The sequence below is a fragment of the Mucilaginibacter sp. P4_C11 genome (genome assembly GCF_056402115.1).
The window spans coordinates 88,268-100,323 of record NZ_JBFUIA010000027.1 but is presented as its reverse complement, the minus strand read 5'-3'; the positions used below and the strand labels follow the sequence as shown (position 1 = coordinate 100,323).

Sequence of the window (12,056 nt, the reverse complement as noted above, 5' to 3'; positions counted from 1 at the left end):
CATTGGGGGATAGAAAATCAGTTGCACTGGCAACTGGATGTTGGTTTTGGCGAAGACTACAATACCACACGCAACAGGCAGGCCGCTCAAAACCTGGCAGTCGTCAGAAAAATAGCCTTAAATATTCTGAAAGCTGATAAAACCAGCAAGGCCAGCCTGAAGGCCAAACGAAAAATGGCTGGTTGGAACCATAAATTTCTGTTAACGCTTATCGCTAATAAAAATTTCTAATGCGTCAGCCCTGGCTGACTACTACGTATCTGATAAAACTACAATCGGCATCAATATATTTGGCTTATTAAATCCCGGCGATATCAATACCCGTAATACCAGCAAATTACTTGATGCCGCCAACGTTTTGGATTCGACTATTGTAGCCGATAATAAGGAGCATATTAACTTTAAGAACGGCAATGTAAACCTTAATTACCGCCACCAGTATAACAAAAAAGGGCAGGAGCTTACAGTCGACTTTGATTATTTGAACTACGATAACAGCACAAAGCAATCGTTTTTGAATACCGGCTATTTACCGGATGGAACAGTGATAAGTAATGACCTGCTCACAGGTAACCTGCCCGAAAATATTCACATCTACTCGGCCAAAACAGATTATACACACCCTTTAAATAACGGCGTTAAACTGGAGGCCGGGGTTAAAATCAGTAACACCCAAACGGATAATATTGCCAACTACTTTTATACCATCAACAATGTAACCAACCCCGATTATGGTAAAACCAATCACTTTATTTACAAGGAACAAATAAACGCCGCCTATATTAATACAAGTAAAGATTGGAAGCGATTTTCGGCGCAGGCCGGGTTGAGGTTTGAAAACACCGCATCAAACGGGCACCAGTTAGGCAATGTGCAAAAAACCGATTCAACGTTTAAGCGAAATTACAATGGTTTGTTTCCAACTGTTTACCTGCAATATAAACTGGATACAGCAGGCAGCCAGAGCATCAGCCTGAATTATGGACGGCGGATTGACAGGCCGTATTACGAGGACTTAAATCCTTTTTTGTCGCCCCTGGATAAGTTTACCTATTATACCGGTAATCCATTCCTTAAGCCATCGTATACCAACAACATTGAGTTGGCCTATAACTGGAAAAACGTTACAGTAACCCTAAACTACAGCAATACGCAGGACGATGTAAACGAAACTATCGAGATATTAAATGGTATTTACTATAGCCGGCCAGGCAATTTAGGCAGTATAACGGTAAAGGGTATCGCAGCCGACGCGGGTTTCGATCTTGCCAAATGGCTTAACTTTCATTTGTATTCAAGGGTTTCCAATATACACTCGGTAAGCGAATTTTATACCGGTACGTTAAACACACAGGGAACATACTTTTTTGTAAGGCCGGTATTCAAGTTTAAACTACCGCATGATTGGACAACCCAACTGGATGGCGGTTATCAAAGTAAAATAACAAATGCCCAGTTTGTAACAAAAAGCAGGGGGCGTGTTAATGCATCTGTATCTAAAAAGTTTTCACCATCCTTTACCGTCAGCCTGGTGGCCAATGATATTTTTTATACATTCAATGGCGGCGGCGTTATTAACAACCTGGCAAATACCCGCGCCAATTGGACAAACCTTGGCGATAGCCGCAACATTGCGCTATCGTTAAGCTATCGCTTTGGCAAAACAATTTCCGGTTTGCGCAAACACGATGCAAACGGTGCCGAAAGTGAGCAAAACAGGGTGAAGAACTAAAAAAAGAATTAAACCCCGGCGAATTAGCCGGGGTTTTCTTTAACAGATAAATTATTTTTGAAACTGGCTGTTTAGTAAAGCCTCCCAGTCTTTTGCCTGGGTTTCCAGTTGTTTCAGCTTTAATTCATTGTCAATAAATTGCTGGTAAAACGGTATGCTGCAAACCTGCCTGTTGGCCTGGTCGGCAATTTGCAAAATGATTGATTTTACCGCAGTGCCATTCATGCTTTTTAAAATATAACAGCGGGTAGCGTTATTCAGGTCGTTTACGGTCACGGTTTCCTGCGATCCAAAGAGCAAAGCTTTACCCGATTGTGCCCAGCCAATGATCTTATTACCGATAAACTCCGACCGGCTTAAACTGAGGTGATGTTCATTTGCAATTGCCTGCAGGCGCTGGTTTAGCGCGGCAAATCTTTTTTGTTTTGATCGGCGGGTGATAATCACTACCGGGATAATAAATACAGCTAATAGGGTGCCCGCAACCAGGGCATTTTCCGTTATATGGTTCATGCTTGATAATTAAAATTGAATAAATAAGCGTTATATTAAACGCAAGGAGTTATAAAAAAATTAAATCAGCATGGGTTTACCAAAAACCATGAAAGGGGAAAAGGATGAGCCGGTAAAACCGGGACGGTGGCACATTTGAAGCCTTGCTAATATTGAGCCTTGCAAGCGTATAAGGTGCGCCCAGTTCAACAGCGGTAAAGAAAGCTGCCGGATGTGCCGTAACCTGTAAGGCAGGCGCGTTAACCTCGGTATTCGTCTCGGCAATTAATTGGTCATGGCGGGTGTTTTGTTTGACACTCGCTTTATTGCTGCCCTGTTTGCCGGTATAAGCGTGTACCTGTCCAGGCCCGCTCATATGCAAAGCGAAGAACAAAGTAACCACCAATAAAGATTTCATTAACCTGGACAGCATTAGGCAAAGATAATGTTTTTTGGCAGGATGGTGGCGAAGCGCCGTTATCAGCTTAAAATCCAATTGAAAATCGGTCGTCAATAAATAAAATGCATCTTGTCAAATCAAAAAAATACATAAGTTTAGCCAATGAAATTTAGCGAAGCGGTTGTAAACAATAAAGATCACAACATTGAATGGATAAATAATTTGCGGCTAATCAGCATGTTTGCCGTCATCGTGTTACATACTGCATCGCCCTTGCTTTTTGGCTATAAAAGTGTGCCTTTAAATGATTGGCTCACGGGCGATGTTTACAACGCACTGGTACGTTTTGCGGTGCCGGTTTTTGTAATGATAACCGGGGCTTTATTACTGCATCGCGAGTATGAGTTGGGCGATTTTTTAAAAAAACGGATTGGCCGGTTAATCCTCCCATTTATTTTCTGGAGCCTGGTTTACGTTGCCTACCGCCTGTATAACGAGGAGTTTGCATTTACCGGTCATTTGTGGCCAGATGTAAAATTTGTTTTAAATCAACTAAAATCAGGAGCTTATTATCATTTATGGTATGTGTACCTGTTAATAGGGCTGTACCTGTTTATTCCTGTTTTAAGTAAGTTTGTACAGCATGCCACCGAAAAGGAAATATTGTATTTTCTGGTGATTTGGTTTTTGGCGGTGTTGCTGGCCACGCCATATTTAAGCATTTTTAATACCGCTGTCGATCTTCATAATTTTACGGGCTATATTGGCTACCTGGTATTAGGGCATTACCTCACTTATAAGCGGTTCAACTTACGGGCATTGCCATATATTGCTGCCCTTGTGTTCGTCGCCCTGGTGGCTTTAATAAGCTGGGGGACTTACTATCTACAGGTAAAAGATCATGAACTTAAAACATTCTTTTATGAACCGGTTGGGCCTTTTGTTGTTGTGTTGGCCACATGCGCTTTTTTGATAGCTAAATACACCAAAGTGAAGCTTAATACAACCGTGAAGCGTGTTTGTAATAATGCCGGTAAATATACCTTTGGCATTTACTTAAGCCACGCTTTGGTGCTAAATATATTTGATTTAAACGATATTAACTTTACCATTTTTAACCCGGTAGTAAGTATTCCGTTAATAGCTTTTGTTTGCTTTTTACTGTCGTGGCTGTTGGTATATGGCATGAGCAAGGTGCCGGTAATTAAACATTTGGTTGGATAGCAACCAATACAATAATTAATAAGCCGCAAACAATATCTGCGAAAATTCATTATCAAAACAAAATATAAAACCGGCCAATGGATTCAGTTACCCATATTACTTTAGGCGCCTGCATTGGCGAACTTGTATTGGGTAAAAAATTGGGCAAACAGGCATTGCTATGGGGAGCGATAGCCCAAAGCCTGCCTGATATTGATGCCGCCGGGGCTTTATTTCTTCCGCCTGAACAGGCGCTTTTGGCTCATCGTGGTGTAACCCATTCCTTAGTCTTCGGGGTAGTTGTCGGCTTGGCCTTAGCCTTTTTGGCCCGGCGTATACATCATAAGGTTTACCTGCCGTTTATTATGCTTGCACTGTTTTTTTGTACGCAATTGATGCTGCACGATTTGTTGGATACCTGTAATGCCTACGGCACCGGCCTGCTGGAACCTTTTAGCCATCAACGATTTTCGGTCAACCTGCTTTATGTGGCCGATCCTTTATTTACCATGGGTTTGCTTGTAGCCTTCGTGGTTTTGGTATTTAAAAATATCAGCTACAGAGGCCGGGCAAAATGGGCTTTTGCGGCTGTTATGCTCTCGGGGTTATACTTGTGCCTGGCCTGTTTCAGCAAATTGTATATAAGCCGCAAGGTGCAGGCTTCGCTCGAAATAGGCCAGGTTCAACCACCCTATTTAATTACGCCAGCGCCCTTTACCAGCATGTTTTGGTACATTGTTGCGCCGGTAAACAATGGTTATAACACGGCCTATAGTTCGGTATTTGATGATAATGAAAATTCATTAGCTTATCAGTTTCATGCCCAAAATGATTCGTTATTAAATGGCGTTGAAAACAAAACCGTAGTAAATAGCTTGGTTAGGTTTTCCGACAAATACTACACCATAACCAAAGCGGGAAATGACATCAATATCAACGTGTTGCGGTTTGGGCAGGTACAGGGCTGGGCAGTTACCGATGCGCCGTTTGCCTTTAGTTATCCGCTGGTTGCCGGTAAAAACCAGGCCATGCTGCTGCAAAAAGGCCGCCTGAGCGGCTGGGACGGTTATACGCTTAAAATTTATGTAAAGCGTATACTGGGCAAATCAGTTATCGAAAATAAACCTAATCACAAAATTTAATAATGAACTGGTATTTACCCGCAATTGGCATTTATCTTCTCCTGGTTGTTTTTGTTTGTCTGCGCATTTTATATGATATAAGGTCGGCAACTAAAACTTTCGCGTATTTGCTTGTTACCATTCTTATGCCGGTAATCGGTATGGTTATTTATTTTGCCGTAGGTGCCAATTACCGCAAAAATAAACTCTACTCCAAAAAGATAGTAAGCGACAGCAAGCTATTAGCCGAGATTCGTGAACAGGTGATAAAGGAATCCGAAAGGAGCTGGAATAGTGGGGAAGAAGAATTAAAAGGCCATAAAAAATTGGCCCGCATGCTGCTGAATGACAACAGCCCGCTAACCTGTAATAACGATGTTAAACTTTACATTAATGGCGAAGAGAAATTTCCTGATGTAATAACTGCCTTAAAAAATGCCAGGCACCACATCCACATGGAATACTATATTTATGAGGATGATAACATTGGCAACCAGATAAAAGATATCCTGATCCAAAAGGCTTCCGAGGGGGTTAAAGTGCGTTTTATTTATGATGATTTTGGCAGCCGCTCCATACGCCACACCCTGGTGCCCGAGTTAATAGCCGGAGGGGTGGAGGCTTATCCTTTTTATAAGATCCTGTTCATAGCGCTATCCAACCGTACTAATTACCGCGACCATCGCAAAATCATCGTGATTGATGGCTGCACAGGCTTTGTAGGAGGCATTAACGTAAGCGACAGGTATATAAACAACCAGGGCAAAAAAAAGCTGTATTGGCGGGACACGCATGTGCGCATCAATGGCCCCGGCGTATATTACCTGCAATATCTTTTTATCTGCGACTGGAATTTTAGTTCGGGCAAAAAACTGCCTTTGGAGAAGAATTTCTTCTGCTCGACCAAAAGTGACAAGGGGCAGGCCGTAGTACAAATTGCCGCCAGCGGACCCGACTCGGACATACCTACCATCATGTTCTCGCTCATCCAGGCCATTGGTATGGCCGAAGAGGAGCTGCTGATAACCTCGCCATATTTTATCCCCGGCGAAAGTATCCTGGATGCACTTAATGTAGCCGCGCGTAGCGGCGTTAAGGTGAAACTCCTGGTTCCGGGCAAGTCCGACTCTGCATTGGTAAACGCCGCTGCCCGGTCGTACTATGGCGAAATTTTAGAGGCCGGTGTCGAAATTTACCTGTATCGCAAAGGATTTGTACACGCCAAAACCATAGTAGCCGATGGGCAACTGGCCATTGTTGGCACCGCCAATATGGATCACCGGAGCTTTGAACTTAATTTTGAAGTGAACAGCATGATATATGACGATACAATAGCCGGCCAGTTAAGCGATGCTTTTTACGCGGATATTAAAGATGCCGTTAAAATCAATCCAAAAACCTGGGCCAAACGCACCCTGTTTAAACAACTGCCCGAAAAACTCATCAGACTTTTATCGCCGCTGTTGTAATTGGGAATCATCTATCCGAAAAAAAACTATTACGCTGATTTTAAGTTTTCAAGTGTGGTAAGCCAATTGTTAAAATGGCGACAAGCGGCCCTTAGTTTATCTAAACTTATTGCTTCTGCAATCAAAATTCCGTCTGCAACTTTTTCATAGGACGGTATAACAGATAGTATTCTCTTGGACGGCGAGGTTAGCGGACTATCGTTAATATGTTCGGGAGTTTCAAATTTGTTTCTGATATTTTGCAATGCTCCAACCGGGAAATTATAATCTAACGATAAAAATTCTTCAAGAACAACACAATCTGAAAATAGCAAGGCTTCAAATTCATGAAGTTGAAAATGAGGTATAAACCTATAAACAGATAAATCCGCGTTTTTAATATCCAATTTAAACGCCTGCTCAATAGCTATAGCTTTTGCATAGGGTTCCATAGCTTTGCTTTCTTCATACCCCGGATACTTATTTCCCATGCCATAAATGTCTAAAAGTGTTGTTACGTAAGCACCGGAATCTTCTTTTAACCATTGAATAACATTCGCCTTAAGTTTACCGTAACTTGATCCGGTTTTTATATTGCGGGCGGTTACCAGTATGTTTTTAAGAATAAAGTGGGGATAAAGGACTTTGGAGATAAAGTTTTCTTCTGTAGAACCCTCGCATATTATATTTATTCGAATCACGGTTTACCTCCCAATACATTTTGCTCCCATAGTTCGCCTATTGAATAAAGTTTAAGCCAGGAACCTAAGCTTCCCTCATCCAAACGGGTAAATGTTGAACTGCCATCTTTATTTTCAACCACCAGGATGTTTTTGGGCTCAAACTCGTTTACAAGATTAACCGACTGGGTTGAAATAATAATCTGCGCTTTTTTAGATGCTTTCCTGATTAATGATCCCAATAAGGTTATTGCCGATGGATGCAGACCTAATTCTGGCTCATCTAATAATATTAACGGTGGAAGCTCAGGTTGCAATAATAATGTCGCCAGGCAAATAAAACGTAACGAACCATCAGATAAATCGTTGGCGTTGAATATCACGTCAGAATTTTTATCCTGCCACTCCAACATAATCGTTGATTTGTTGAAAGGGTTAGGTCTTAGTACAAAGTCTTTAAAATACGGCACAACTAATTCCACCGTTTTTACAATCCGGTTATAGTGTTTTTCATTAACCAATTTCATGTGATAAAAAAATGCAGCTAAATTTGAGGCATCGCCCCGCAGATAATCTACATCAGTTATGTCGCCCGTTTTTTTTACAGCGGCACTTGAACTGGTATCATGAAAATGATAAAGTCGCCAGCTTTTTAATACATCAAAAACATATGTCTGAACGCTTTTGATAACCTTTCTGTTTATCGTTTCTTCAAGTTTAGATTCCCTACCTCCATTATTTATATTTTCTTTGAAAACAGTATCTACCGAAGTGTCGAAATAGCAATATTCGTTTTCAAATAAGAATGAATCATTCGCGGTGGGCAATAAACTAAATTCGTAATAATTAGGGGCGAAATTTAACGATACGTGTAATTTTTTTGTGGTTTTACTGCCGTAATATAATAGCTTATTTGCGCCGCCATTGACACCAGTATAAATTTGAAGATGGCTTTCAATAACCTCCCTTAAAAATTTAAACAACCCTATAAAATTAGATTTACCTGCACCATTAGGGCCAATTAAAACATTAAGGTCATCTATTTCTATATCAAGTTTTTTTATCGATTTAAACCCCTCGATAAGTATGTTATTCAGTTTATGCGCCATAGCAAAACTTCGATTTATTATACTCCCACATAATTGTTTATACTACCCTAATAAAATACTGCGATCAAAAATCGAAAGTAAGTTAATTAATTTAGTTCTTAAACGATTTCTTAAGTTAAGAGTTTTATATCACTTTTTATTGCGTAGTCACCCTTAAACTCAACGTATCTGTTTGCATAGCCGTAAAAATGCCCAGGCCGTTGGTAACATTGGTGGGCTCGTTAAGCAAAGCCTGCGAATCGCGGGTGATATTGGTTGTCAGTATGTTGATGTATTCCTGGTTAACCCGCATTAATATCACTTTATAATGGCCGTAATAGTTAAATGACGATTGTACCAGGTTGTAATAAGATGCCCGCTCCGCGTTAATCTGGAAGCTGGGCTTATTATTGCTGCGGATGTAAGATATATAATAGGGATCGTTGTCAAGATTTTTGAACACCAGCAGGTGGTACAGCGAATCTGGGTTACTCCATTTAATGCTCGCCCTCGCCACATCAGCATATAAGGGGTTGATGGTGCTGGGGACATGAAATATACTATCCGACAGGGTAAAATCTGCAGGTTTGCCCGGCATGATAGTAGTCGCACTGATCTCTACACCGGCATAGGTAAACTGCATGGTATACGTTTTACCGGTAGCGATAAACGATTGATCGGCATAGGTATACGTGCCGCTTGCGCTTTCGGTTAGTTTAACGCTTTTGCTGCCATCAGATACGCTGATGCTTAAACCTGTAAGTGCCGCTCCGTAAGTTGTAGTATCGGTAAGGGCCTTTTGCTGGTAAACTTTGATACTTAATACCTGGCCGGGAATAAGGTATGATTCTACCACCGGTTTATTGGTAGCCAATATATCCGATTGATTTTTTTTACACGATGCCAGCAGTAGCAAACTGCTCATTAAACTCAATGCGATATAGCGCGTATATGTTTTTATTTCCATCTTAAGCTGAGTGTTAGGTTGGGGGTAAAGCCCAGGTAATTTACATTGGTGGTTATCACCTGGTTATTTTGCACCTGGTATTCTTTATACCAGGTATTGGTATGGTTGTAAACGTTGAAGAATGACAGGCCTATCGAGCCTACTTTATGCCCGTCAATCTTCAGCAGGTCATACGATACCGACATATCCAGACGGTGGTAGGCGGGCAGGCGTTCGCCGTTTTTATCGCTGATGTTCAGGTAAGTTTTACTGTTACCGTCGGCTGTTTGAATGGTATAAGTTGATAGGGGGGCAGTATAGGGCCTGCCGGTACTGAACAGGAATGTTGCTGCAAAGTTAAACCTGTTGTAATGGTACATATTGATGGATTTAAACTCATGCCTTACATCCTGGTTAGCATCGTAATAATAATCGCCGAAGGCGGCAAATTTATTCTGGGCTTTGGCAAGCGTATAGCTTACCCAGCCGGTGTAGTTTCCCAGTTTTTTTTGTATCAGTAATTCAACACCGGCATCGCGACCGGTACCTGTGTAAAAATCTTCGGTAACAGTTTGTGTTTGCGGCGCGGCCATCCTGAAACCGCCACCCCCCGTTTGGGTTTGCTTCACGGTGTATTGCGTAAGCCCGGTTAGGGTTTTGTAATAGCTTTCCACACTAATCAAAAATTCATCATTTTCATAGCTAAGGCCGCCTATATAATGCCGGGCCATGCCAACCGGGATATTGCCGCCGTTGGATAATACCCAAAAGTTACGGTCGCCGGCAAGGATGTCTTGCCGTATCACCTGGTTCTCAAACTGGTAAAACTGCCCGGTAGCACCCTTTACCGTAAAATGTTCGTTCAAATTATAACTGGCCGATACCCGGGGTTCAAAATAAGGCTTGCCCGTTGGGCCATAATAGCTGGTCCGCAAGCCAGGCTGGATGTGGAAGTTGTTATTCGGGTCGATAGAAAGCTCGGCATAAACACCCTCCAGCATGGCGTTGTTATGTTGGTTAATCAGTTTGCCGGTATCGTTTTGTGTGTATTCGTAATCAATTTTTTTATAGTTAACAAAACCACCAAAAAGCAGCTTGTAAGTTTCGCCGGCTTGCCATTCCCATTCAGATTTATAGCCAACATCTTTCAGGTGATTAGTTTCTACCGTGCTGTTGCTAAAGGTGTGGGCAATACCATTGCTATCCAGCAACGAGCCGCCCGAACTGGCGCGTTCCCGGTTGTTGAAATACGAGGAGTAGGTAATGTAATTGTTGGAGTACAGTTTTTTACCCCACTGCCTGAACCATTTTACACTGCTGCCCAGGTTGCCGTATTTGGTGTAATCGGTAATGCCAATTCCGCTGCCCGATCCTGACAGGCCCGGAGGTAAGCCAAGGGTACGGCTGTTATCGGTTTTATCGGTTCCGGAGTAATAGCTTACCGAAAGTTTATCCTTATCGCTGATGGTATAGGTGTATTTGGCGTTGGCATCGTAAAAATACGAGGCCGGAGTTACCTGGTTGGCAAAGCCGCCACCTCCACGGCCGCCAAAACCGCCGCCACCGCCTCCCTGGAATGTGGTTGTCTGGTTAAACTGGTTAAATATCTTGTTATAAAAAGGCCCCTGGTATGATCGCCTGATGGAGAGCAACAGTGTTTCATTTTTGGAAAGCGGTGTCTCCAGGAAGCCGCTCGCGCTTAATAAGCTCAGGTCGACACCCATATTGGTTTCGTTTTTATTGCCTTCCTTGCCGTTAATTTCGGTAACGCTTGATAGCCTGCCGCCGTATTTGGAGGTAAAGCCACCTTTATAAAGCTGCACATCCTTAACTGCACTGGCGTTAAAGGCGCTAAAAAAGCCGTATAAGTGATCAACCTGGTAAACGGTAAAGCCATCCAGCAAAACTAGGTTTTGATCGGGTGTGCCGCCACGCACATAGGCGCCCGACGATGATTCGTTTGTGCCGCTCACACCAGGCATCAGCTGAAAGGCACGCAGAATATCCTTATCGCCCATGGTTGGCAGTTTATCTAAATTTGCCGGCGAAAGCTGGAGCACGCCCACCTGCCTGCTATCAGTGTTCATAACTCCGCTTTTTTTGCCGGTAATATTAACTTCATTTAATGTGTTTAGCGATGCGTACAGCCCACATATCAGCGTGTTGTTGATTTTATCGCTGCTAAGCCTGAAATAGTCTGTTTGGTAGCCCGAATAGGATACTTCTACCACACAGGTGTCTGATGGTACCCGTAAAAAAGTAAAATAACCATCAGAATTACTCATTGCGGTGAGGTCGGAGTTCCGGATCTTCACCGAAGCTGATGGAAGCGACTCGCCGGTTAGCTGATCGATCACCCGCCCGTTTATGCTGAACATAAAGTGCTTGGGGGCTATCTTTGGCGCTATGTCCTGGTCGTCATCATCGGTCTTTTTACGTTTTATTTTGGCATTTGCCGCCTGTAACGAAAGTTGGTTTAGTTTTTTCAGCCGGGCCAGGTCGTCGGTGTTTTTCAGAATGTAAATGGTGCCGGTAGATTCAATCCAGTACTTCAAATCGTGTTCCTGGCAAACTTGTTTGATGATGTTTTTTAAAGGCTCTTCAAAAAAATGCTCAACCACATCCATACCCTCCAGTTGGTTTTTATCATACACAATACGGATTTGGTAGGTGGTTGATATGGTATCAAGCATTTGATCAAGCGTGCACAAAAAAAAGTGGTTGACGATAATGTCCTTCAGCTTTTTTTGTGTTTGCTGTGCCTGTGTGGCCGAATGGCCTAAAGCTACGATGGTAAATAACAATAAGGAAAATCTCTTCATTAGGGGTGTATTTTCTTTGCAACGAAATTGCACCCTATTTTCATCCACTTAAAATAAATGCGACATCAGGAGACCTTGTGTAGATAAATGGGGGGAATGTGTAGTGGGTTGGTGAGTGGTTGAT

General features: G+C 42.4%; 11 protein-coding genes. 5 read left to right on the top strand and 6 right to left on the bottom strand.

Going from position 1 to position 12,056, the window contains the following annotated elements; all coding sequences use genetic code 11:
* Nucleotides 1–231 (top strand): transposase (locus AC1DU2_RS22600; RefSeq protein WP_477361980.1); only part of this gene is annotated, 231 nt, incomplete at its 5' end.
* A gap of 127 nt (nt 232–358) precedes the next feature.
* On the top strand, nt 359–1,732 hold the full coding sequence (locus tag AC1DU2_RS22595) for an outer membrane beta-barrel family protein (RefSeq protein ID WP_477387048.1): 1,374 nt from the start codon (nt 359–361) through the stop codon (nt 1,730–1,732).
* A 51-nt stretch (nt 1,733–1,783) separates the two neighbouring features.
* Here AC1DU2_RS22595 and AC1DU2_RS22590 read toward each other — a convergent pair whose 3' ends face one another.
* Entirely contained in the window at nt 1,784–2,245 is a 462-nt protein-coding gene (locus tag AC1DU2_RS22590; RefSeq protein WP_477365800.1) for a hypothetical protein, read from the bottom strand.
* A 76-nt stretch (nt 2,246–2,321) separates the two neighbouring features.
* The gene (locus AC1DU2_RS22585) at nt 2,322–2,657 is read right to left on the bottom strand and encodes a hypothetical protein (RefSeq protein ID WP_477365797.1); all 336 of its coding nucleotides are present in this window, start codon (nt 2,655–2,657) and stop codon (nt 2,322–2,324) included.
* 129 nt (nt 2,658–2,786) lie between these two features.
* Between AC1DU2_RS22585 and AC1DU2_RS22580 the strand changes: the two genes are divergently transcribed.
* From AC1DU2_RS22580 to cls, 3 genes are all read left to right on the top strand, one after another.
* Nucleotides 2,787–3,848: an acyltransferase gene (locus AC1DU2_RS22580; protein ID WP_477365794.1), complete on the top strand. Its 1,062-nt coding sequence runs from the start codon at nt 2,787–2,789 to the stop codon at nt 3,846–3,848.
* A gap of 77 nt (nt 3,849–3,925) precedes the next feature.
* Nucleotides 3,926–4,969: a metal-dependent hydrolase gene (locus tag AC1DU2_RS22575; protein WP_477387046.1), complete on the top strand. Its 1,044-nt coding sequence runs from the start codon at nt 3,926–3,928 to the stop codon at nt 4,967–4,969.
* A gap of 2 nt (nt 4,970–4,971) precedes the next feature.
* A complete protein-coding gene (gene cls / locus AC1DU2_RS22570; protein ID WP_477387044.1) occupies nt 4,972–6,417 on the top strand; it encodes a cardiolipin synthase in 1,446 nt (481 codons plus the stop codon).
* Nucleotides 6,418–6,446: 29 nt separating this feature from the next.
* Here cls and AC1DU2_RS22565 read toward each other — a convergent pair whose 3' ends face one another.
* From AC1DU2_RS22565 to AC1DU2_RS22550, 4 genes are all read right to left on the bottom strand, one after another.
* Nucleotides 6,447–7,097, bottom strand: a complete 651-nt coding sequence (locus AC1DU2_RS22565) for a DUF4276 family protein (protein WP_477387042.1) — start codon at nt 7,095–7,097, stop codon at nt 6,447–6,449.
* Nucleotides 7,094–8,185 carry an AAA family ATPase gene (locus AC1DU2_RS22560; protein ID WP_477365782.1) on the bottom strand — a complete coding sequence of 364 codons (1,092 nt, stop codon included), beginning with the start codon at nt 8,183–8,185 and terminating at the stop codon, nt 7,094–7,096. The genes AC1DU2_RS22565 and AC1DU2_RS22560 overlap by 4 nt, the downstream gene beginning before the upstream one ends.
* 136 nt (nt 8,186–8,321) lie before the next feature.
* Nucleotides 8,322–9,131 carry a DUF4249 domain-containing protein gene (locus AC1DU2_RS22555; RefSeq protein ID WP_477387040.1) on the bottom strand — a complete coding sequence of 270 codons (810 nt, stop codon included), beginning with the start codon at nt 9,129–9,131 and terminating at the stop codon, nt 8,322–8,324.
* Nucleotides 9,122–11,932, bottom strand: a complete 2,811-nt coding sequence (locus AC1DU2_RS22550) for a TonB-dependent receptor (protein WP_477365776.1) — start codon at nt 11,930–11,932, stop codon at nt 9,122–9,124. Before AC1DU2_RS22550 ends, AC1DU2_RS22555 begins: the two co-directional genes overlap by 10 nt.
* Nucleotides 11,933–12,056 lie beyond the last annotated feature (124 nt).